At 72.6% G+C, this 22,751-nt stretch carries 18 protein-coding genes; 8 read left to right on the top strand and 10 right to left on the bottom strand.

Features of this window, described 5'->3' with window-relative positions:
* Positions 1 to 109: 109 nt before the first annotated feature.
* From ACIQ5Y_RS33970 to ACIQ5Y_RS33985, 4 genes are read right to left on the bottom strand one after another with little or no spacing between them, the layout of a single operon-like run.
* A complete protein-coding gene (locus ACIQ5Y_RS33970) occupies positions 110 to 1,270 on the bottom strand; it encodes an acyl-CoA dehydrogenase family protein (RefSeq protein WP_403889441.1) in 1,161 nt (386 codons plus the stop codon).
* A gap of 7 nt (positions 1,271 to 1,277) precedes the next feature.
* Positions 1,278 to 2,195, bottom strand: a complete 918-nt coding sequence (locus tag ACIQ5Y_RS33975) for a hydroxymethylglutaryl-CoA lyase (protein WP_403889506.1) — start codon at positions 2,193 to 2,195, stop codon at positions 1,278 to 1,280.
* Positions 2,196 to 2,206: 11 nt separating this feature from the next.
* A complete protein-coding gene (locus ACIQ5Y_RS33980; protein WP_403889444.1) occupies positions 2,207 to 4,435 on the bottom strand; it encodes an acetyl/propionyl/methylcrotonyl-CoA carboxylase subunit alpha in 2,229 nt (742 codons plus the stop codon).
* 23 nt (positions 4,436 to 4,458) lie between these two features.
* Positions 4,459 to 6,075, bottom strand: a complete 1,617-nt coding sequence (locus ACIQ5Y_RS33985) for a carboxyl transferase domain-containing protein (RefSeq protein WP_403889446.1) — start codon at positions 6,073 to 6,075, stop codon at positions 4,459 to 4,461.
* 108 nt (positions 6,076 to 6,183) lie between these two features.
* Here ACIQ5Y_RS33985 and ACIQ5Y_RS33990 point away from each other — a divergent pair, with 108 nt between their 5' ends.
* From ACIQ5Y_RS33990 to ACIQ5Y_RS34000, 3 genes are all read left to right on the top strand, one after another.
* A complete protein-coding gene (locus ACIQ5Y_RS33990; protein ID WP_403889448.1) occupies positions 6,184 to 6,762 on the top strand; it encodes a TetR/AcrR family transcriptional regulator in 579 nt (192 codons plus the stop codon).
* Between the two features lie 65 nt (positions 6,763 to 6,827).
* Positions 6,828 to 7,634: a phosphatase gene (locus tag ACIQ5Y_RS33995; RefSeq protein WP_403889451.1), complete on the top strand. Its 807-nt coding sequence runs from the start codon at positions 6,828 to 6,830 to the stop codon at positions 7,632 to 7,634.
* A 232-nt stretch (positions 7,635 to 7,866) separates the two neighbouring features.
* Positions 7,867 to 8,682: a DUF4253 domain-containing protein gene (locus ACIQ5Y_RS34000; protein WP_403889454.1), complete on the top strand. Its 816-nt coding sequence runs from the start codon at positions 7,867 to 7,869 to the stop codon at positions 8,680 to 8,682.
* An 18-nt stretch (positions 8,683 to 8,700) separates the two neighbouring features.
* Here ACIQ5Y_RS34000 and ACIQ5Y_RS34005 read toward each other — a convergent pair whose 3' ends face one another.
* The 6 genes from ACIQ5Y_RS34005 to ACIQ5Y_RS34030 all read right to left on the bottom strand — a co-directional run bounded on the left by ACIQ5Y_RS34005 (position 8,701) and on the right by ACIQ5Y_RS34030 (position 16,427).
* Complete coding sequence (locus ACIQ5Y_RS34005; RefSeq protein ID WP_403889457.1) at positions 8,701 to 10,104, bottom strand: alpha/beta hydrolase family protein; 1,404 nt, start codon at positions 10,102 to 10,104, stop codon at positions 8,701 to 8,703.
* Between the two features lie 165 nt (positions 10,105 to 10,269).
* A complete protein-coding gene (locus tag ACIQ5Y_RS34010; RefSeq protein WP_403889460.1) occupies positions 10,270 to 11,148 on the bottom strand; it encodes an acyl-CoA thioesterase in 879 nt (292 codons plus the stop codon).
* A 34-nt stretch (positions 11,149 to 11,182) separates the two neighbouring features.
* Positions 11,183 to 12,340, bottom strand: a complete 1,158-nt coding sequence (locus ACIQ5Y_RS34015) for an acyl-CoA dehydrogenase family protein (RefSeq protein WP_403889463.1) — start codon at positions 12,338 to 12,340, stop codon at positions 11,183 to 11,185.
* A gap of 166 nt (positions 12,341 to 12,506) precedes the next feature.
* Positions 12,507 to 14,054: a hypothetical protein gene (locus ACIQ5Y_RS34020; RefSeq protein WP_403889466.1), complete on the bottom strand. Its 1,548-nt coding sequence runs from the start codon at positions 14,052 to 14,054 to the stop codon at positions 12,507 to 12,509.
* 152 nt (positions 14,055 to 14,206) lie between these two features.
* Positions 14,207 to 14,716 carry a hypothetical protein gene (locus tag ACIQ5Y_RS34025; protein ID WP_403889469.1) on the bottom strand — a complete coding sequence of 170 codons (510 nt, stop codon included), beginning with the start codon at positions 14,714 to 14,716 and terminating at the stop codon, positions 14,207 to 14,209.
* A 172-nt stretch (positions 14,717 to 14,888) separates the two neighbouring features.
* Positions 14,889 to 16,427 carry a PucR family transcriptional regulator gene (locus ACIQ5Y_RS34030; protein ID WP_403889472.1) on the bottom strand — a complete coding sequence of 513 codons (1,539 nt, stop codon included), beginning with the start codon at positions 16,425 to 16,427 and terminating at the stop codon, positions 14,889 to 14,891.
* Between the two features lie 116 nt (positions 16,428 to 16,543).
* On the opposite strand from ACIQ5Y_RS34030, the gene speB reads away from it, so the two are divergent.
* From speB to ACIQ5Y_RS34055, 5 genes are all read left to right on the top strand, one after another.
* Positions 16,544 to 17,506: an agmatinase gene (gene speB, locus ACIQ5Y_RS34035; protein ID WP_403889475.1), complete on the top strand. Its 963-nt coding sequence runs from the start codon at positions 16,544 to 16,546 to the stop codon at positions 17,504 to 17,506.
* A 67-nt stretch (positions 17,507 to 17,573) separates the two neighbouring features.
* On the top strand, positions 17,574 to 19,256 hold the full coding sequence (locus ACIQ5Y_RS34040) for a thiamine pyrophosphate-binding protein (RefSeq protein ID WP_403889478.1): 1,683 nt from the start codon (positions 17,574 to 17,576) through the stop codon (positions 19,254 to 19,256).
* A gap of 88 nt (positions 19,257 to 19,344) precedes the next feature.
* A complete protein-coding gene (locus ACIQ5Y_RS34045) occupies positions 19,345 to 19,785 on the top strand; it encodes a hypothetical protein (RefSeq protein ID WP_403889481.1) in 441 nt (146 codons plus the stop codon).
* A 29-nt stretch (positions 19,786 to 19,814) separates the two neighbouring features.
* Positions 19,815 to 21,947 carry a hypothetical protein gene (locus tag ACIQ5Y_RS34050; protein ID WP_403889483.1) on the top strand — a complete coding sequence of 711 codons (2,133 nt, stop codon included), beginning with the start codon at positions 19,815 to 19,817 and terminating at the stop codon, positions 21,945 to 21,947.
* Positions 21,928 to 22,599, top strand: coding sequence for a hypothetical protein (locus ACIQ5Y_RS34055; RefSeq protein WP_403889486.1), 672 nt, complete (start codon positions 21,928 to 21,930; stop codon positions 22,597 to 22,599). The genes ACIQ5Y_RS34050 and ACIQ5Y_RS34055 overlap by 20 nt, the downstream gene beginning before the upstream one ends.
* Positions 22,600 to 22,751 lie beyond the last annotated feature (152 nt).

Raw genomic sequence — 22,751 nt, forward strand, 5'->3', positions numbered from 1 at the left:
TGCACATACACGGCAACACTCTGTTATGCCTGAATACCGTGATTAGTAACCCAATACACATAAAAGCGGCCCGCGTGGGGGCGCGGGCCGCTTGGAACGAGGGGCGGGATCAGCCGGCGAAGCCCAGCTCGCGGGCGATCAGCATGCGCTGGACCTCGCTCGTGCCCTCGCCGATCTCGAGGATCTTCGAGTCCCGCCACATGCGCGCCACGGGGTACTCGTTCATGAATCCGTAGCCGCCGTGGATCTGGGTCGCCTCGCGGGCGTTGTCGACCGCGACCGTCGAGGAGTACAGCTTCGCGATCGCCGCCTCCTTCTTGAAGGGCTCGCCCGCGACGAGGCGGGAGGCCGCGTCACGCCAGCCCAGCCGGGCCATGTGGGCGCGCATCTCCATGTCGGCCAGCTTGAACTGGATGGACTGGTTGTCGCCGATCGGCTTGCCGAAGGCCTGCCGCTCCTTGGCGTACTTCACCGACTCGTCCACACAGCCCTGCGCGAGCCCCGTGGCCAGGGCCGCGATGGCGATCCGGCCCTCGTCGAGGATCCGCAGGAACTGGGCGTAGCCGCGGCCCTCCTCGCCGACCAGGTTGGCGAGCGGGACCCGTACGTCGTCGAAGGACAGCTCGCGGGTGTCCGAGGCGTTCCAGCCGACCTTGGAGTAGGGGGCGGCCACCGTGAAGCCCGGGGTGCCGGACGGGACGATGATCGAGGAGATCTCCGGGCGGCCGTCGGCCTTGCGGCCCGTCACGGCGGTGACGGTGACCAGGCCGGTGATGTCCGTACCGGAGTTGGTGATGAAGCACTTCGAGCCGTTGATGACCCACTCGTCGCCGTCGCGGACGGCGGTGGTGCGGGTGCCGCCGGCGTCGGAGCCCGCGCCGGGCTCGGTCAGGCCGAAGGCGCCGAGGATCTCGCCGGAGCACATCTTCGGCAGCCAGGTCCGCTTCTGCTCCTCGGAGCCGAAGAGGTAGAGGGGCATGGCGCCGAGGGAGACCCCGGCCTCCAGGGTGATGGCGACCGAGGAGTCGACCCGGGCCAGCTCCTCCAGGGCGATGCCGAGGGCGAGGTAGTCGCCGCCCATGCCGCCGTACTCCTCGGGGAAGGGCAGGCCGAACAGGCCCATGCGGCCCATCTCGGCGACGATCTCGTACGGGAACTCGTGCCGCTCGTACAGGTCGCCGATCTTCGGCGCGATCACGTCGTGCGCGAACGCCTCGACGGTACGGCGGAGTTCCTCGTGCTCGGGGGTGAGCCGGTGGTCGAGGGACATGATCTCGTTACTCCTTGTGGGAGAGGGCGCGGACGGTACGGGAGGGGCTGGGACGCCCCAGCTGTTCGGCCATCCACACGCTCGTGGCGGTGAGGGCGGCCAGATCGACCCCGGTCTCGATGCCGAGGCCGTCGAGCATCCACACCAGGTCCTCGGTCGCGAGGTTGCCGGTGGCGCTCTTCGCGTACGGGCATCCGCCGAGGCCGCCCGCGGAGGCGTCGACGGTGCTCACGCCGTGCTGGAGCGCGGCGAGGGTGTTGGACAGGGCCTGGCCGTAGGTGTCGTGGAAGTGCACGCCGATCCGGTCGGTGGTGACACCCGCCTCGTTCAGGGCGCTGAGCAGCTCCTGGACGTGGCCGGGGGTGGCGACGCCGATGGTGTCGCCGAGGCTCAGCTCGTCACAGCCGAGGTCGAGCAGTGCCTTCGCGACGGAGACCACCTGGTGGACGGGGACGGGGCCCTCCCAGGGGTCGCCGAAGCACATGGAGAGATAGCCCCGGACATGGGCCCCGCCCTCCTTCGCGCGGGCCACGACGGGCTCGAACATCGCGAGGGACTCGGCCACGGTCCGGTTCAGGTTGCGGGAGGCGAAGGTCTCCGTGGCCGAGCCGAAGACCGCGATCCGGGTGGCCCCGAGCGCGAGCGCACGGTCCAGGCCGCGCTCGTTGGGCACGAGGACGGGGAGGTCGGCCTCCACGTCGCCGAGCAGCGGGAAGAGCTGCTCGGCGTCGGCCAGCTGGGGCACCCACTTGGGGTGCACGAAGCTGGTGGCCTCGATGGTGGTCAGCCCGGCGGCGGCCAGACGGTGGACGAACTCCGCCTTCACCTCGGTGGGTACGGCCGTCTTCTCGTTCTGGAGCCCGTCCCGGGCCCCGACCTCGTGGATCCGGACCCGGGCCGGGAGGCCGGGGGCCGGGACGTTCATGGGCAGCCGGTTCACGCGCCCTCCTCCACTTCCGCGTCCGGGGTGACCACGGCCAGGACCTGGTCCATGGCGACCGTGGTGCCGGGCGAGACGTCCAGCTCGGTGACGGTGCCGGCGTGCGGGGCGGAGATGACGTGCTCCATCTTCATCGCCTCGACGACGAGCAGGCTCTGACCGGCCGCCACCTTGTCCCCGACGGCCACCTTGACGACGGTGACGGTGCCGGGCATGGGGGCGGCGAGGGTGTTGGCGCCGCCGCGTCCGGCTCCGCCGAGGTTCGCGGCCACGGGGTCGTGGTCCTGGACGTGCCAGGAGTCGGCGTCGCGACCGAGCCAGGTCCCCTCCGGGGAGGTGGCGTGGCTGAAGTGGTGGGTGACCCCGTCGAGTTCGATGGTGACGCGGTCGGTGGTGCGGCTGATGATCCGGCCGCGGGCCGGTGCGCCGGGGCTCTGCCCCAGACCCCGCGCCTCAAACGCCGGCGAGGCTGGGTTCGGCGCGCCGCCGCCGTCGACTGCGTCCAGCAGGATTTCCTGCTCGGTGCCCCGCTGCCGGGTGCGGATCTCCACCGGGTCCTGGCCCGGGAGGCGGAAGTGGTGCACCGTCCAGGCCGGGGTGCCGCCCAGGCGCCAGCCGCTGGCGGCGTCGAACGGGTCGACCCAGCCCGCCGGCCCGGCCGGGCCGAGCCCGCCCGGCGCGGTGCGGGCGTTCCCGCCCGGCCCCGCCTGGGCGTAACCACCCGGCCCCGCCGGCGTTTGAGGCAGGGGGTACCCCCAGCGGTAGCTGGGGGAGGGTCCGGGCAGAGCCCGGTTTCGGGAAGGGGCGGGGTGGGGGAATGACGCCTTCAGCAGTGCCGCCGCCGCGTACACCTCGGTCGGGACACCCTCCGGGAGGAGCGAAGGCAGGTCGCGCTCGACCAGCCCGGTGTCCAGGTCGCCCGACACCACGTCCGGGTGGGCCAGCAGCCGCCGCAGGAAACCCGCGTTGGTCTGGACACCCAGGATCACGGTGTCCGCCAGCGCACCCCGCAGCACCCGCAGGGCACTGGCGCGGTCGGGCCCGTACGCGATGACCTTCGACAGCATCGGGTCGTACGTCGACCCCACCGGCACGCCCGCCGTCAGGCCCGAGTCCGTACGGACCGCACCACCCGACGGCTCCGACAGGGCCAGCACCGTACCGCCGGACGGCAGGAACCCCCGCGCCGGGTCCTCCGCGCAGACGCGGGCCTCGATCGCGTGGCCGGTCAGCCGGATCTCGTCCTGGGTGACGGGCAGGGCCTCGCCGGAGGCGACCCGCAGCTGCTGTTCCACCAGGTCCAGGCCGGTGATCAGCTCCGTCACCGGGTGCTCGACCTGGAGGCGGGTGTTCATCTCCATGAAGAAGTACGAGGACGGGTCCCCACCCGGGACGATGAACTCCACCGTGCCCGCGCCGACGTACCCGCACGAGCGGGCCGCGTCGACCGCCGCCGCGCCCATCGCCGCGCGGGTCTTCTCGTCGAGCAGCACCGAGGGGGCCTCCTCGATGACCTTCTGGTGCCGGCGCTGGAGCGAGCACTCGCGCTCGCCGAGGTGCACCACGTTGCCGTGGGCGTCCGCCAGTACCTGGATCTCGATGTGCCGGGGCCGGTCGATCCACCGCTCCACGAGCAGCGTGTCGTCGCCGAAGGAGGAGCGGGCCTCGCGGCGGGCCGCCGCGATCTCCTCCGCCAGCACCGCCTCGTCGCGGACGAGCCGCATGCCCTTGCCGCCGCCGCCCGCCGAGGGCTTCAGGAGCACCGGCATGCCGATCTCCGAGGCCGCCGCGACCAGTTCGGCGTCGGTCAGGCCGCTGCCAGAGGAGCCGGGGACCACGGGAACCCCTGCCGCCTTCACCGTCTCCTTGGCGCGGATCTTGTCGCCCATCAGGGAGATGGCGGAGGCGGGCGGCCCGATGAAGGCGAGCCCGGCCTCGGCGCAGGCGGCCGCGAAGGCCGCGTTCTCGGCGAGGAAGCCGTAGCCCGGGTGCACGGCCTCGGCGCCCGTCCGCTTCGCCGCGTCCAGGAGCTTCTCCACCGACAGGTAGCTCTCGGCGGCGGCGGCCGGGCCGATGCGGACGGCCGTGTCGGCCTCCCGTACGTGCCGTGCGTCCGCGTCCGCGTCGCTGAAGACGGCCACGGAGCGGATGCCGAGCTCCCGCAGGGTGCGGATGACCCGGACCGCGATCTCGCCGCGGTTGGCGACCAGAACAGTGCTGAACATCAGTGAGGTCCTCACGTCACACGTCACATACGGAAGATGCCGAAGCCCGAGTCGCCCAGCGGGGCGTTCGCGCACGCGGTCAGGGCCAGTCCCAGCACCTGCCGGGTCTCCATCGGGTCGATGACCCCGTCGTCCCACAGCCGCGCCGTGGCGTAGTAGGCGTTGCCCTGCTCCTCGTACTGCGCGCGGACCGGGGCCTTGAAGGCCTCCTCGTCCTCGGCGGGCCACTCCTGGCCCGCGCCCTCGATCTGGTCGCGCTTGACCGTGGCCAGGACGGAGGCCGCCTGCTCCCCGCCCATGACGGAGATCTTGGCGTTGGGCCACATCCACAGGAAGCGCGGCGAGTAGGCCCGGCCGCACATCGAGTAGTTGCCCGCGCCGTACGAACCGCCGACGACGACCGTCAGCTTCGGCACCCGGGCGCAGGCCACGGCCGTGACCATCTTGGCGCCGTGCTTGGCGATGCCGCCCGCCTCGTAGTCGCGGCCGACCATGAAGCCCGAGATGTTCTGGAGGAAGAGGAGCGGGATGCCGCGCTGGTCGCACAGCTCGATGAAGTGGGCGCCCTTCTGCGCGGACTCGGAGAAGAGGATGCCGTTGTTCGCGATGATCCCGACGGGGTGGCCGTGGATCCGGGCGAAGCCGGTGACCAGCGTCTGCCCGTACTCCGCCTTGAACTCCTGGAAGCGGGACCCGTCCACGACCCGCGCGATGATCTCGCGGGCGTCGTAGGGGGTGCGCGAGTCGACGGGGACCGCGCCGTACAGCCCGTACGGGTCCACCTTCGGCTCTTCCGGCGCCTCCACCGACCAGGGCAGGGCCCCGCGGTCGGGCAGGGTCGCCACGATGTTCCGTACGATCCGCAGCGCGTGCGCGTCGTCCTCCGCGAGGTGGTCCGTCACGCCCGAGATCCGGGAGTGGACCTCGCCGCCGCCCAGCTCCTCGGCCGTGACCACCTCACCGGTGGCGGCCTTCACCAGCGGCGGGCCGCCGAGGAAGATCGTGCCCTGGCCGCGGACGATGACGGCCTCGTCGCTCATCGCCGGTACGTACGCCCCGCCCGCCGTGCACGAGCCGAGGACGGCCGCGATCTGCGGGATGCCGGCGCCCGACATGCGGGCCTGGTTGTAGAAGATCCGGCCGAAGTGCTCCCGGTCGGGGAAGACCTCGTCCTGCATGGGCAGGAAGGCGCCGCCCGAGTCGACCAGGTAGAGGCAGGGGAGACGGTTCTCCAGGGCCACCTCCTGGGCTCGGAGGTGCTTCTTGACGGTCATCGGGTAGTACGTGCCGCCCTTGACGGTGGCGTCGTTCGCGACGATCACGCACTCGCGGCCGCTGACCCGGCCGATGCCCGCGATGACCCCGGCCGCGGGGGCCGCGCCCCCGTACATGCCCTCGGCGGCCAGCGGGGCCAGCTCCAGGAACGGGGACCCCGGGTCGAGGAGGGCGTCCACCCGGTCGCGCGGGAGGAGCTTCCCGCGGGCGGTGTGGCGGGCGCGGGCCTTCTCGCCGCCACCGAGGCGGGCCGCTTCGAGTCGGGCGCGCAGGCCCTCGGCGAGCTCGCGGTGGGCGGCCTCGTTGGTCCGCCAGGCCTCGGACGCCGGGTCCGCGGCGGTCGTCAGCACTGGTGCCTGCTGCATCGGTCGAGCTCCCTTGCTCGGTCCACACTGTGCACACTGTTAATGGTCGTTAACGTGTATGCGCCTTAGGTTAACGACCGCTAACCGCCCTGTCTAGAATGGATTCCCATGAGCACCAGAGCGGCCGCACCGACCCGACGCGAGCAGATCCTCAGTGAGGCCGCCCGCCTCTTCGCCGCGCGCGGGTTCCACGGCGTCGGCGTGGACGAGATAGGGGCCGCGGTGGGCATCAGCGGCCCCGGCCTGTACCGGCACTTCGCGGGCAAGGACGCCATGCTCGCCGAGCTGCTCGTCGGGATCAGCGAGCGGCTGCTGACGGGCGGGCGGCGCCGCGCCGAGGAGACCGCCGGGGATCCGGAGGCCCTGCTGGCCTCCCTCATCGACGGGCACATCGACTTCGCCCTCGACGACCGGGCGCTGATCACCCTCCACGACCGCGAGCTCGAAAAGCTCCGGGAGGCCGACCGCAAGCTCGTACGGCAGCTGCAGCGCCAGTACGTCGAGCTGTGGGTGGACGTCGTACGCCGCCTCCACCCCGAGGTGGGAGAGGCGGAGGTACGGGTCTCCGTGCACGCGGTCTTCGGCCTGCTGAACTCGACCCCGCACCTGGCGGCCCTCGGGCGGGAGGCGACGGAGGCCCTGCTGCGCAGGCTCGCGCACGGGGCGTTCGGGGCGCTGTCGGCGTGAGCGGGCGCGGGCGGCTGTTCCGAAGATCGGAATGGACCCGGCGCCTGCGCCCGGGCGGCGGCAGAATGGCCCGTATGCCGAAGCCGATAGAGACGCCCAGCCGTGCCGAACTCATCGACCATCTGGTCCGCACGCGGATCGCGGGACAGGTCGCGACCCCGCGCGACAACAACCTGAGCCACTACCGCAAGCTCGCCAATGGCGACCGGCACTACTGGCTCGGCCTGGAGCTGGGCGACCGCTGGACGGACGAGCAGGACGTGCTCGCGGTGATGGCCGAGCGCGTCGGCGTGGTCGACGACCCCTCGTACCGGGCCGGACAGGACACCATCGACCCCGAACTGACCGTGGCCGGACTGGACCGGATGGCGGCCCGGCTGCGGAAGGCGGCGCTGGACCGCCAGAGCGTGCTGTTCGCCACCGGGCACCCGGGCGGGCTGCTGGACGTCCACCGGGCGACGGCCGCGGCGCTGCGCGGCGCCGGCTGCGAGATCGTGGTCATCCCGGCGGGCCTGACCGCCGATGAGGGCTCGGTGTGGCAGTTCGCGGACGTCGCGGTGCTGGAGCGGGGCGCGACCCTGTGGCACACGCACTCGCCGGAGCCGATGGCCGCGATCCTGGACGGGCTGATGGCCGAGAACCGCCCGCAGCCGGACCTGGTCGTCGCCGACCACGGCTGGGCGGGCTGCGCGGCACAGCGCGGCCTGGACGCGGTGGGCTACGCGGACTGCAACGACCCGGCGCTGTTCATCGCCGAGGCGGAGGGCACCCTCCAGGTGGCGGTCCCCCTGGACGACCACGTCCGCGACCCGCGCTTCTACGACCCGATGGTGGCGTACCTCCTCGCGGCGGCGGGCCTGCGGGCCGAGTAGCCCTGCGGGCCGCCCTCCGGGGCTCCGCCCCCGCACCCCGCGCCTCAAACGCCGGCGGGGCTGAGAATGCCCGCCAGGCGCCCGGCGCATCCGTGCGCTGCGCGCACTTGCAAGCCGACATCGGCCGAATCCAGCCCCGCCGGCGTTTGAGGCGCGGGGTCTGGGGCGGGGCCCCAGGGTGCCGCGCAGCGGCAGCTCCGGCCCTGTCGGTGGGCGCCGGTACGGTCGCCCCATGAGCGATCGCCCGAACCCGCTGACCGCGCTCGGCTCCGCCGTGCCCGGCCTGCCCCCGGGCCGCCTCGTCAGCCGGCCGGTGCGGCGGAGCCGGCTGCGGCGGGCCCGGAGGGAGCCGTTGCTGTGGCTCTCCGACGAGCCGGTCGACGCACCCGCCTCCGTGTACCCCGCGCCCGCCGGGTTCCGGGCCGTACTGCTGCACGACAGGCACGGGCCGCAGGAGTGGTGGGACGACGAGGAACACCTGAACCCGCGGATGACCTCCGAGCCCGACGACCATCACGCCCAGCCGGTGCTGCGGGACTTCTGGGACGCGGTGGTGCCCGACCCCGAGGAGGGGGAGGAGGGTGTGGACCTGATCGCCCCCTTCGGGCGGGACTGGCCCGGCCTCGCCGCGGCGGGAGCGGCGGACGGGGATCCGGGCGCGGGGGCCGACGTGCTTGCCCATGAGCTCATCCGGGACGGAGCACTGGGCCGCCCCCGGCTCGCCCTGGTCCCGGCCGGGCGGGGAGCGGACGTGCCCGCCGCGCTCGGCTGGGGCGGCCCGGTCAACCACGAGAACGACACGGCCAGGATCAGCGCGGTGCTGCGCTCCTGGGAGGACCGGTTCGGCGCCCGCCTCCTCGCCCTGGGCTTCGACCGCCTCGACCTGTACGTGGCGGCCCCGCCCCGCACCCCGGTCGAGGCCCTGCCGGTGGCCGCGGAGCACTTCGCGTTCTGCCCGGACAACGTCCGGCAGGGCTCGGGCACGATCAGGGCCTACGCCGAGGAGGCGCTGATCGGCACCGACCACTGGTCGTTCTGGTGGGACTGACCGGGGCCGGGCGCCTGGTCAGCGGCCGCCCGCCATGGTGTTCTGGAGCCAGTCGAAGACGACCTCGCAGTGCAGTTGCGGTGCCATGGGGGAGCAGTGCAGCTGAGCGCCTTGCCGCGCGGTCAGCTTGACGTAGTCCTTCGGGGACGTGAGCGCGTCGTACATCCGGCGGGGCTGACCCGGGTAGAACTGCTCGCCCTCGTAGTCGAGCACCAGGGTCGGAGCCTTGATGCGGCCGACGACATCGGTGATCGTCAGGGCCTGGATGCGGGTGGCGGGGGTGTAGAAGTCGGTGAACAGCTTGCCCCGGCGCGCTTCGAGCATGGCCGGAACGGAGAAGGGTTCGAAGCGCTTCTTCATCACGTCGGCCGCGTCCGGGGGCAGTTCGGGAACGACCTCCTTGTTCCAGATGTCGTTCGTCTGCTGCTTGTCGGGGGTGAGGATCTTCCGGATCTCCGGCGGGAAGCCCAGCCACGGCTCCACGCAGCCGGGCATGGCCACGAGGGCCGCGATCCGGTGCTCGAACGCCGCGGCCCGCGGTGCGAGGTCTCCCGCCATGCTCAGGCCGGTCAGGGCGATCCTGTCGGGGTCCACGTCGGCGCGGGCCGTCAGCCAGTCGACCAGGGGAGTGACGACCTTCTCCCAGGTGGGGGTGAACACCACCTGGTCGACGAAGAGCAGCTGCCCCTGGCCGGGCCCGTCGTAGACGAGCGCGTTCCAGCCGCGGTCGAGCGCGGCCGGGACCCCGTAGGTCCACATGTCCACGTTCTGGCCGTCGCTGCCGTTGGTCAGGATCACGGTGGGGCGGGGAGTGCCGGACGTGTCGGGCCGGAAGAACCACACGGGCAGCGGTGTCGTCCCGTAGGGGACGCCGGCCTTCACCGGCGCGGGTTCGCACAGGCCGCAGAAGGTGTCCCAGGCTCCGCGGCCCGCCTTGTACAGCTTCTCCTCGGCGCCCGGATCGTCGGAACCGAGGACGAAGAACAGCGCCTGGCCGTAGTACTGGGCGGCGCGCAGCGCCCGGAACCGTTTGGTCTGCGCGTCGGCCGGCGCGCCGGGCGGGGGCTTCATGAGCTCGTCGCCGAGCTTGCGGAAGGTCTCCACGTACGTCTGCGCGCTCAACCCGGCCCGGTTGATCGCGTTCACGGCGGTGAGGACCTCGCCGACCTCGGCGGCGCCGGCCCCCGAGGAGCCGAGCGCGAGGAGCCCGCCGAAGTTGTACGCCGGGTCCGCGAACAGCGTCATCACGCCCGGGGTGATGCCGGCCGCGGCCGCGCTGGGGGTGGGGGAACCGCTCGTGGCGGCTGCCGGAGCCCCGTTCGCGCCGGTGCGGGTGCAGCCCGTCGCGACCGCGCCCGCTCCGGAGAGGAGGACGGCACGGCGGGTGGGTCCGGAGTTCCGGCCGCCGGTGATGTGCGTCATGTCATCGGAACGTAGACGCGTCCGGGCGGGACGGCATCCGCTCCGTACGGGCCGGAGCCGTCCCCGCGTGCGGTCGCGGACGCACCGCACCCGGTGCGGCGGGGCGAAGGCCCGTATGTCGACCGCTCGGGGCTCATGGGGCCGTTCGGCGGAACGGCCCCCGGGTCAGGCACGCGGGACGCGTACGACACCCTCCTGGATGACGGTGACCGCGAGGCGCCCGTCCTGGGTCCAGATGCGGGCCTGGCCGAGGCCCCGCCCGGCGGCGGCCGAGGGCGACTCCTGGTCGTACAGCAGCCACTCGTCGGCGCGGAACGGCCGGTGGAACCACATCGCGTGGTCCAAGGAGGCGCCGACCACGTCACCGACGGCCCAGCCGCCCCGCCCGTGGGCGAGCAGCACCGAGTCGAGCAGGGTCATGTCGGAGACGTAGGTGGCCAGGCAGGTGTGCAGCAGCGGGTCGTCGCTGTCCAGCTTGTCGGCCGTACGGAACCACACCTGCGTGTGCGGTTCGATGGGTTCGCCGACGCTGCCCCACGGAGGGGTCGTCGCGTACCGCAGGTCCACGGCGCCGCGCGCCGCGATCAGCCGCTCCACCACGCCCGGGTCGCGGAAGACGTCCCGGTACTCGGGCAGCGACTGCTCCGCCGTCGGCAGGGACTCCGGGTCCGGGGCGGCGGGCATGGCGGCCTGGTGGTCGAGGCCCTCCTCGTGCGTCTGGAACGACGCCGAGAGGTGGAAGATCGGCCGGCCGTGCTGGACGGCGACCACCCGGCGGGTGGTGAAGGAACGCCCGTCGCGGATCCGGTCCACCGAGTAGACGATGGGCGCGCCCGCGTCCCCGGCGCGCAGGAAGTACGAGTGCAGCGAGTGCGCGGTGCGGTCCTCGGGCACGGTCCGGCCGGCCGCGACCAGTGCCTGGGCCGCGACCTGACCACCGAAGACGCGCGGTACCAGCGAAGGACGGCTGATACCGCGGAAGATGTTCTCCTCGATCTGCTCCAGGTCGAGCAGATCGAGGAGCGTCGTCAGTGCCTCGTTCATGGGGAAAGGTTAAGTGCCTTGACCGATCGAGGACTTAGAGGCCCATGGACTTGGCGATGATGGACTTCATGATCTCGCTGGTGCCGCCGTAGATGCGGTTCACGCGGTTGTCGGCGTACAGGCGGGCGATCGGGTACTCGTTCATGTAGCCGTAACCGCCGTGCAGCTGGAGGCACTTGTCGATCACGCGGTGCGCGACCTCGGTGCAGAACAGCTTCGCGGACGCGGCCTCGGCGGCGGTCAGCTCGCCGGCGTCCAGGGCCTCCAGGGCGCGGTCGGCGACGGCCTCGGCGGCGTCCACCTCGGCCTGGCAGGCGGCCAGTTCGAACTTGGTGTTCTGGAAGTGCGCGACCGGCTTGCCGAAGACGGTGCGGTCGGTCACGTACTGCTGGGCGAACCGGACGGCGGCCTTGGCCTGCGCGTACGCGCCGAAGGCGATGCCCCAGCGCTCCGAGGCCAGGTTGTGGCCGAGGTAGTAGAAGCCCTTGCCCTCCTCGCCGAGCAGGTCCTCGACCGGGACCTTCACGTCGACGAACGCCAGCTCGGCGGTGTCGGAGGTGCGCAGGCCGAGCTTGTCCAGCTTGCGGCCGATGGAGTAGCCCTCGGACTTGGTGTCCACGGCGAACAGGGAGATGCCGAAGCGGCGGTCCTCCGCGGTCGGGGCGGAGGTGCGGGCGCAGACGATCACGCGGTCGGCGTGGACGCCACCGGTGATGAAGGTCTTGGCGCCGTTGAGGACGTAGTGCGTGCCGTCCTCGGAGAGCTTGGCGGTGGTCTTCATGCCCGCGACGTCGGAGCCGGTGCCCGGCTCGGTCATCGCGAGGGCCCACATCTCCTCACCGCTGACGAACTTCGGGAGGAAACGCTTCTTCTGCTCGGCGTCGGCCAGCATCTTGATGTAGGGGAGCGCGAGCAGCACGTGGACGCCGGAGCCGCCGAACTGGACGCCCGCGCGCGAGGTCTCTTCGTAGAGCACGGCTTCGAACTTGTGGGTGTCCAGGCCCGCGCCGCCGAACTCCTCGGGGACGTTGATGCCGAAGATGCCCAGCTCGCCGAGCTTGTAGTAGAAGTCGCGAGGAGCCTGGCCCGCCGCGAACCACTCGTCGTAGACGGGGACGACCTCGGCCTCGATGAAGGCGCGGATGGTCTCGCGGAACGCCTCGTGGTCCTCGTTAAAGACGGTACGGCGCACGGCCGGCTCCCCTTTCTGCGGCTAAACCGCCGCCGCTCTCGCGGAGGTGGTTGCGCGCCGTCGTGGTTCCTCAATTGATGGCTGATGCCTAAGCGCTTGCTCAGATTAAGTTACCCGTGAGTTGTCCTTGGTGTCCAGAGTGCGGTACGCCACTGCGGGGCGGAGGTCAGCGGGGCACGCCGAGCCGGTCCAGCAGCTCGTGGAGGCGGGCGGCGGGCAGGCCCGGGTTGGCCGCGGCGCCCTCGGCCGTCCCCGGGTCCTCCAGGAGTGATGCGAGCAGCCCGGCGGGCAGCAGCAGACTCGCCGCGGCGGCCGTGCGTACGAGGGCCTCGGGATCGGAGAGGAGCCGTACGGGCGGCTCGTCCAGCGTGAGGTCGGCGGCGGCCAGCGCGCGGACCTCCGCGTCCTTGTGGTCGAGGAGGTGCCCGAGCCCGGTACGGGGCAGGTTCGGCAGCGTCAGCAGGTGCGGGCGCTGCCGGGGGCGGGCGAGGAAGGTGTCGAGCACGATCCCCGGCGGCGCGAGGGGGTGGTGGCGGGCCAGCGCGTGCCGCACCTCCGGAGCGGGGTCCGCTGCCAGCAGCTCCACCAGCTCCCCGGGCAGCAGCCGGTACGTGGCGGCCAGCCGGCGCATGGGCTCGTGCTCGGAGCGGGCGCAGGCGGAGTACCAGTCGCCCTCCTGCTCCAGGCGGCCCTCGACGATCGGGCAGGCGCAGTCGGAGCCGTGGAAGACGACGTGGTCGACGGCGTCGCGCTGGGCCCAGGTGCGGGGCAGCGGGTGGATTCGGGCGCGCGTGCGCACCCGCTCGTCCGGGTCCCCGGCCAACTCCGCGAGGAGCGCCGGGGCGATGTCGGCCCGGGCCGCCACGGCCGCGCGGACCTCCGGATCGGGGTCGCGGGCGAGGCGGGCGACGGCGTCGGCGGGGGTGCGGCGGTTGTAGGCCAGTTCGTAGAGGTTCCGGCGCCCGGCGAGACAGGCCTCGACCACCGCCCGGGACACCGCGCAGTTCATGAGCAGGTGCCCCCTGTGGTGGCCGTCCCGCTCGGGCAGCTCGGCCTCCATGGCCTCGGCGTCGAGGTGGCGGCTCGACCGGCGCGCGGCCCCGCGCACGCCGGGATCCGGATCGGCCAGGAGGGCCTCCTGCTGCCCGGGGGTCAGCCAGTCCCACGGGCCGGTCCCGTGGACCCTGAGCGCGGGGTCCGGGTGCTCCGGCAGTCGGCGGCGAAAGGAGAGCGGTATCTGCCGGGAGAACTCCAGATCCTGCCGGATCTCGTCCGCGGTGACGACGCCGTCGCCGTCCGGGTCGTCCTGCGCGGTCAGCAGCACCTCCAGGACATCGTCGGGCAGCGGGCGGATCCTGCCCGTACGGACCCGTGGACCCCCGGCGAGCGTGGTGCGCACCAGCGAGTCCGGGTCGCGGGCGAGCCGGCCGCGCTGGGCGGGGTCGGCGTGGGGGTTGCGGGCGAAGGCCCGGCGGACCGGGCGCTCGGGGTGGGCCAGCACCGCCTCGACGACGGCCGGGGGCAGGTCGCGCTCCTCGCAGAGGGATGTCCAGACCTCGCGGGCGGCCGGGTCGAGGAGTCGTACCAGGACGTCCGCCGGCGCGGCCGGATTGGCGGCGATGCCGCGCAGCCAGTGCTCGCGGAGCGGTTCGGAGCACCGTTCGGGGGACGGCTCGGGGGACGGTTCGGGGCGGCCGGGGAGGTCGGAGGGCATCAGGGCATCCTCGCAGCGGCCACGGTCGGCCCGCGAGGGTTTTGCGCGCGCGCCGTGGGCGTACGACGAGGCAGGGCCTCCCGGTGCCGCTCGGAGTGTTCACACTCACGAGCCGCCCAGGAGGCCCTGCCCCTCGGGCCGGAGCCCGGTCGTCAGAACACCACGGTGCCCTCGGGCGGGATCACGATGTCGCCGAGGTTCTTGAAGAGGATGTCGGTGCCACCCTGCTGGATGTGGAGTACGACGTTGTCGTACTCGACCCGGGTGAGGTTGACGGTCCAGTTCCCGTTGGGGCAGACGTCCCGCGAGGACGGAGCGTCCGGGATCGGGAGGTTCACGTTGTTGAAGGTGATCTGGCCGTTGCGCGGGTTGAAGTTCCTCGTGGGGCCGACGACGGTGTTGAACTCGGTGCCCTGACCCGGAGCGGTGTTGCCGCCCCGGTTCACACAGATGTACTCGGCCTGGACGGAGTCCGCGGTGAGGAAGGCGGCGGTGGGGCGGTTGCCCAGACCGGCCGCCTTGCCGCTGCAGGTGAGGCCCGAGGTGAGGGACTTCGTGCAGGTGATCGCCCCGATGAAGTGTTCACCTTGGGCGGTGGCGGTCACCGTGCCGGCGGCACTGGCGACGAGGGTGAGGAGCGCGGTCGCGAGGACGCGTCGCATGGGTTCTCCGTTTCGATGGAGGCTGAGACGAGTGCGCGACGGGCCTCCGGGCCGCGTCGGCGAACCAGCCATGTCACGGCGGCCGCGGAGTCATGCACGCGTTGAGATGTCCGGCGTAGGGATCGCGCCGCTGGGAGTGACACCGTCGGCGGGTCTGCGCGTGGCCGGCCGCTCACGCCTCCGGGTCCTGGCGGAGGGCGAACCACAGCTCCATGCGGGTGTCCGGGTCGTCGAGGTCGCGGTCCAGGAGGGTGGCGCAGCGGGCGATGCGCTGGCGGACGGTGTTGCGGTGGACGCCGAGGGCGGCGGCGGTGCGGTCCCAACTGCCGTGGTGGGCCAGCCAGGCGCGCAGGGTGGCGCGGAGGGCGGGGCCCAGCGGCGCCAGGAGGGCCTCGGCGTGCGCACGGGCCTCCGCTTCGCCGACCAACCCCGCGAATCCGCGGTCCGCGTGCCGGGCGAGCGGGGTGCGGGCGGCGTCGGCGCGCTGGAGTGCGCGCCGCGCCTGGGCGTCGGCGGCCGCCAGGGCCTCCGGGCCGGCCGGGCCGCTCACCCCGAGGCGCCATCCCGGTTGCGGGGTGGGCTCCCGCTCGGTGAGCAGGCGTACGTCGTCCCCGCGCGCGTCCAGCAGTACGGTGCCCAGCGCGGCCGCCAAGGCGTGCGGGTCGGCCGCGCCGCGGGCGTGGACGACGTACCAGGGACCGGGGGCCAGAACCCCGGCGGGGGAGGCACCGAGCAGCATCCGGGTCAGCGCCGCGGCCTCGTCCCCGCCGGGCCGGACGGCCGTGAGCAGGCTCAGCAGGACGGCGGCGACCGAGGCCACGGTGTGGTCCCCGGGGTTCCGGGCCGGGGTGGCGGTACCGAGGGCGGCGCCTGGGCCCAGGGAGTAGGCGGCCAGGTGCCAGCCGCCGACCTGGTCGGTGGCGGTGGCCGGCCCCCCGGGCCGCCCGACCCGAGCCGACAACACCTCCAGCGCCTCCACCACCGGCCCCCCACCCCGCCCCGCGCCGGCCGTGCCCGACGTACCCCCACCGGCTCCGGCCCCGACCGCGCGGCCCCCACCCGGGCCGCCGGCCGTACCGGTTGCGGGCGTGCTGCCGCCGGCGGCGCCGCCCCCGGGCGTGGCCGCGCCGGTCGGGGGTGGGCCCGCCGTGGGGCCGTTCGGCCAGAGCGCCACGTGGCCGCCCAGGCTCGCCGAGAGGCGGGCCAGTACGGCTGGGACCGGGTCCGGGCGGGCGGCTGCCGCGGCCAGGGACTGCTGGGCCTCGGTGACCCGGCGCAGCTCCCGCGTACGGGCCTCCGCCATCAGCCGCCAGACGGTACGGGCGACCACCGTGAACGGGGTCCCCGGCGGGACCTCGACCAGCGGCAGGCCGTACCGCCCGCACGCCTCGGCCAGCCCCGGCGGCACCTCCTCGTGCACGGGGGCCACGCCGAAGCCGAGCGCCGCCACCCCGGCACGCGCCAGCCGGGCGACGTACTCCTCCGGGTCGCCGGACCAGGCCCCCGCGGTCAGCAGCAACTCACCGCCCAGCAGGTACGGCGAGGGATCCGCCATCTCGGAGGCGTGCACCCCGTGCACCTCGGCCCGCTCGGCCCCCTCGGGCCCGGCCAGCAGCCGCAGCCCGAGCGCCGCCAGCGGCACGGGCGGTGTCGGTGGGGCCGACGGTGCGGCCGGGGTTGGTCCGCCCGCCTCCCTGGGGAGCTCTGGCATGGATACTCCGTACAGTCAATCGGCTCTCTATGGATGAAACGTACACTTCGGACCCGCCCGGACGCGCCGTACGCTCGAAGGACCGCACACGTCAGGCCAGAGAAAGAGGCACAGCCATGAGCACGCAGCCGCGCGGACCCGTCGACTCCTCCCGCATCCCGCGCTACGCGGGCCCCGCGACCTTCGCCCGGCTGCCCCGCCTCGACGAGGTCGGTTCCGCCGACGTCGCCGTCGTCGGCGTGCCCTTCGACTCGGGCGTCTCCTACCGTCCCGGCGCCCGCTTCGGCGGCAACGCGATCCGCGAGGCCTCGCGCCTCCTGCGCCCGTACAACCCGGCCCAGGACGCCTCCCCCTTCGCCCTCGCGCAGGTCGCGGACGCCGGCGACATCGCCGTGAACCCCTTCAACATCAACGAGGCCGTCGAGACGGTCGAGGCCGCCGCCGACGAGCTGCTCTCCGCCGGCTCCCGCCTGATGACCCTCGGTGGCGACCACACCATCGCCCTCCCGCTCCTGCGCTCCGTCGCCAAGAAGCACGGCCCGGTCGCGCTGCTGCACTTCGACGCGCACCTGGACACCTGGGACACGTACTTCGGCGCCGAGTACACCCACGGCACCCCGTTCCGCCGCGCCGTCGAGGAGGGCATCCTCGACACCGAGGCGCTGTCCCACGTCGGTACCCGCGGCCCGCTCTACGGCAAGCAGGACCTCGACGACGACGCCAAGATGGGCTTCGGCATCGTCACCTCCGCCGACGTGTACCGCCGCGGCGCCGACGAGATCGCCGACCAGCTGCGCCAGCGCATCGGCGACCGCCCCCTCTACATCTCCATCGACATCGACGTGCTCGACCCGGCCCACGCGCCCGGCACCGGCACCCCCGAGGCCGGCGGCATGACCTCCCGCGAGCTGCTGGAGATCATCCGGGGCCTGTCCTCCTGCAACCTGGTTTCGGCCGACGTCGTCGAGGTCGCCCCGGCGTACGATCACGCGGAGATCACCTCGGTCGCGGCCTCGCACACCGCGTACGAGCTGACCACGATCATGAGCCGTCAGATCGCCGCCTCGAAGGCCCTGTAGGGCCGGGCAGGACGAGCAAGGCGAAGCGGGCGGCCCGAGCAGCACAGCACGAAGGGCACGCACGCACGTGACGCACGACCACGACCTGGTACTCCGTCCCACCGAAGCCCAGACGGCGGCCGCACTCGCGCCGCCGCCCGGGCGCACGGGCGGGGACCTGGTCGTGGAGTCGCTGCGCTCGCTCGGCGCGACCACCGTGTTCGGACTGCCCGGGCAGCACGCCCTGGCCCTCTTCGACGCGGTGGGCCGCTCCGACCTCCGCCTGATCGGGCTCCGTACGGAGAACAACGCGGCCTTCGCCGCCGACGCGTACGGCCGCCTCACGGGCGAGGCGGTCCCGCTGCTCCTGTCGACCGGCCCGGGCGCGCTCATGGCGCTGCCGGCCCTCGCCGAGGCGGCGGCGGCCTCGGCCCCCGTCCTGGCGATCTCCTCGCAGGTCCCGACCCCCGGCCTGGGCGGCGGCCGACGCGGCCACCTGCACGAGCTCCGGGACCAGGCCGCCTCCTTCCGCGAGGTGGTGAAGTCGGTCCACACCGCCCGCACCCCCTCCCAGATCCCCTCCGTGATCGCGGAGGCGTGGGAGTCGGCGCTGACCGCCCCGCACGGCCCGGTCTGGGTGGAGATCCCCGAGGACGTGCTGCGCGCGGAGACACTGATCCCGCAGGTCACCGGCGTCGACGCGTCCCCGCACGAGCTCGCCCCGCGCCCGGAGCTCACCGCACTGGCCGCCCACTGGCTGTCGAAGGCCGAGCGCCCGGTGATCATCGCGGGCGGCGGAGTCGTCCGCGCCGACGCCGCCGGCAAGCTCAAGCAGCTGGCGGAACGCCTGAACGCCCCCGTCGTCACCACCTTCGGCGGCAAGGGCGCCTTCCCGTGGACGCACCCGCTGTCGCTCCAGTCATGGCTGGAGGACCGCCACACGACGGACTTCCTGGAGGACGCGGACGTCCTGCTCGTCGTCGGCTCGGGCCTGGGCGAGCTGTCCTCGAACTACCACACGTTCTTCCCCACCGGCCGGGTCGTCCAGATCGAGGCCGACCTCGGCAAGCTGGAGTCCAACCACCCGGCCCTGGGCATCCACGCCGACGCCCGCCTCGCCCTCCAGGCCCTCCTGGAAACGGTGGAGCCCCGCCCGGACGAGCAGGCCCCCGAGCGGGTCCGCGCACTCCTCGCAGCGATCGCGGAGCGCCTCGCCCCGCAGGAGGTCGCCCTGGAGCAGCAGCTCCTGACCTCGATCCGCGCGGCCCTCCCGCCCCGCTCCCCGTCCTTCTGGGACATGACGATCCTGTCGTACTGGGCCTGGTCGGCCTTCGACGCGAAGCACCCCAACACCATGCACTCGGCCCAGGGCGCGGGCGGCCTCGGCTACGCTTTCCCCGCCGCGCTCGGCGCGTGCGTGGCCGAGCCGGACACCCCGGTCCTGGCGGTCTCGGGCGACGGCGGCGCGATGTACTCGGTCGCCGACCTGGCCACCGCCCGCCAGCACGACCTGGACGTCACCTGGCTGATCGTGGACGACGGCGGCTACGGCATCCTGCGCGAGTACATGACGGACTCCTTCGGCCGTGCCACGGCCACGGAGCTCACCCGTCCCGACTTCACGGCCCTGGCGGAGTCCTTCGGCGTCCCGGCCGCCACGACGAGCCCGCACACCCTGAAGGACGATCTCAAGAAGGCCCTCGCCACCCCGGGCCCGTCGGTCCTCGTCCTCCCGGCCACCCTCAGGATGTTCGCCCCGACGCACCTCTAGATACGCGGCCGGCAGCGCCTTTAGGGGTTGGGCAGGCATCTCGTTAGGGTGGCTGTGATCAGTTCCGGGCGCAGTCCGAGGGGGAGCGGTGTCGTTCGAGCAGGAGTGGGCCCAGCAGAAGCAGACGGCCATGGCCGGGGACGGGTCGCCGCAGATGCGCCTCAACCAGCTCGCCGCCGACCCGGGAGGCGGTGGCGGCGGGCAGGGAGTCCTGGCGACGGCCCCGCCCGAGAAGAAGAAGGCGGCCAACACCATCGAGAACGTCCTGCAGCCCGGCACGACGAAGGCCGCCGACGCCGCCGACGAGCCGACGCAGGGCGCCGTCAAGGCCTTCAACGGCTGGGAGACCGCGGTGGGCCTGTCCAAGGCCCACACGCAGTGGGACGACCAGGTGAAGCGCCTGATGGGGCGGCTGAACTCGGAGAAGACGGCCCTGCGCGGGGCCTCGAACCTGTTCACCGGACAGGACCAGCTCACGGGCCGGACCTTCCAGCCGGTCCAGTCGCAGTCCAAGGTCAACGGGCTCTAAGGGGAGACGTGCCGAGCTACGCCGAAATCATGCAGACGGACCTCTCAGCGCTCACCACGGCGGCCGAAGGCTGGAAGTCCATGGCGACGCAGTTCAAGACCATGGAGGAGGTGTACCGGGACGAGGTCCAGAGCGTCTCCTCCGGCAACGGCTGGCTGGGCTCCAGCCAGCAGACCGCCGCCTCCGGCTCGTCCATGACCCGCCAGGAGTTCGCGGCGGCGCAGACCGAGGCACTGGCCATGGAGTCGCTGCTGCGTGACGCGCACGCCAAGTTCACCGAGCTCAAGGGCCGGGTGACCTCGGCCGTCGCGGACGCCGTCAGCGCGGGGATGAAGGTCTCGGACGCCGGCATCGCGAGCTACGACTTCGGCAAGGCGGACCCGGCCACGGCGAACGCGATCCGCCACGACCCCGACCTCCCGGAGATCGAGCGGTCCTGGACGAGCCGGATCGCGGACACGGTCAAGGCGGTCACGGAGTTCGACGCGGACGTCAAGACGGCCCTGATGAGCGCCTCCGGGGCCGACGGCACCGCGATGTTCGGCTTCAACTCCAAGGCCGTCAACGACGTGGAGGCCGTGGAGGCGCTGGCCCTCACCCAGAAGATCCGCGACGGAAAGGCCTCTCCGGAGGAGCTGCGGCACTACGACGAGGTCCTTCGGCAGAACTCCAAGGACAAGCACTTCAGCGAGGCGTACCTGCACTCGCTGGGCGCGAAGGACACCTTGCAGCTGGCCGACCAGATGAACCTGGCGGCCGTCGACCGGGGCACCTCGGCGGCCGACAAGAAGCTCTACGAGTCGATCAACGCCGGCCTCGCGGGGACCATCGCCTCGGGCACGAAGGACCCGGACAGCTACGCCTACAAGGGCTTCGTGGACGGCCTCAAGGAGCGCGGCCCCGAGCTCCAGGCCAAGGGCCTGCGGCCGATGTACGGCTACCAGGCGCTCGTGACCCTGATGGCGAACGGCGACGGCTACGGCAAGCAGTTCCTCAACGACATCGGCAACGGCATGATCGAGGCCGAGAAGTCGAAGCCGCACATGTACGACCACGCCTACGACTCCCAGCGCCCGAACCTGGTCTCCGACCCCCTGGACGGCCTGCTCGGCATCATGGCGAAGGACCCGGCCTCGGCGGAGTTCTTCCTCGACCCCGACGCCCCGGGGAACAAGAACGAGCACCTCAAGTACATGCTCACCGACCGCGACATGCCGGACCCCTGGATCTCGACGGGCGTCGGCCAGCCGATCGAGATGCACGGCGACAAGACGGCCGGCCTGGGAGCCGCCCTCCAGGCGGCGGCCACCGGCCACACGGACGGCGAGAAGCTCGGCCCGCCCGGCCCGCACACCGAGGGCCAGGCCCGCGTGATGCACAACGCGATCCGCTTCCTGGACGACGAGATGGGCGGCGACGAGTTCCCGGAGGACCTCAAGGGCCTGCAGCAGCCGATGGCGAGGGCCCTGGTCGACTACGTGGGGGACACCCACGAGATCCTCGGCGGACAGAACGCCGACCTGGGAGGGGGCAAGGGCAGCGACTCGATCCACGGCTCGGGCGACAAGGCCCAGATCGCAGTCGGTCAGGGCAGCCTGATCCGCGTGATGCGCGGCATCGCGGACGACGGCCCGTCCTACGCCCTGCTGGTCGAGGCGGAGCGGGCCTACTCGGCGGAGCAGCTCGCGACGGCCGCCCCGTTCAAGGCCGACTCCCCGCACCAGGTCAGCGCAGACTGGGACAACCGTGCGCACGACATCGGCGCGGCGGCCGGCGCGCTCAACGGCATCGGCGCCGACGTCTACAAGGACAAGGAAGACGACGCCGTCACGTGGGCGGAAGGCACGGCCGAGCACACGGCCGCCGTCACGAACGGCCTCATCGGTGAGATCCCGGTCGTGGGCACGCTCGGAGGCTCGCTGATCGACTCGGTCAAGTACGAATGGGTCGAGGGCGTCAAGGACGCGGCCGGTGAGCAGAGCAAGCAGGATTCCAGCAACAACTACTCGGCGGGTGTGGACGGGACCAACGAGTTGTTCGAGGCATGGAGAAAGCAGCAGCCGAACAACGACAGCGCACCGGCCGCCGAGCATGCCCAGAACGAAGCGAACAACGCCTACTCCTCCGGACGGGAGGCCGCTCGTGCGCACCTGCGCCCCTGACGTCATCAAGGTTCTCGGACGGTCGACGGCCGCGCTCGCCTGCGTGCTGATGCTGGCCTCGTGCACCTCGGGCGAGTCCGAGTCGAAGTCCGCCGGCCCGTGCGAGATCAGTCCCTCCTCCGAGGAGGAGGTGCTCCTCCGGGAGATCCTCCGTGCCGAGGACTTCGAGACGAAGGCCCACAAGCAGACGAAGCCCCTGGCGGAGAAGCTGGGGCGCGATCTGCAGAAGATGGGGGACGCGAAGGACTCGTACTTCAACCTCGCGTGCACGTACTCGACGCAGGACCAGCAGCGCACCGACCGGGCGCTCTTCACGTTCGGGTGGTCCTCCAAGGCCGCTTTCGAGACGCCTCCCCTGCCGAACGGCGTGTCCTACGACCTGAACGGCGCACGTGGAGTGGCGACCGGTACCACGGTTCGCCTGTTCGTCCAGTGCGACCTGCCCGGCGAGCTCGGCGCAGCGTCGCGGAAGGCGTGGCTCGATACGGACGCCTCGTACCTGTTCAGGCCGTCCCGGGACGCCGACCAGGCGGGCAAGGACCGGCGGATGGCGCTCACCTACCTCATGGCCCGCCGCGTCACCGACGCGCTCGGCTGCGAGAACAAGCCCCTCGACAAGCCCCCGGTCGTCAAGCCGCTCCCGACCCCCTAGCGCTGCGCGGCCCAGGCGGCGAAGCCCCGGCAGCCGATGCCGAGGGCGGCCCCCCGCGATCTCGCGGGGGGCCGCGGCCGCTCTTCCGGGCGCTCTCCGCGTGCGCCGGAGGCGACCGGCGTACACGTTCGAATTGTTGCGGCGGGATGAAA

Origin of the sequence: Streptomyces sp. NPDC096339 (assembly GCF_044762985.1) — a bacterium.
Lineage (GTDB): Bacteria > Actinomycetota > Actinomycetes > Streptomycetales > Streptomycetaceae > Streptomyces.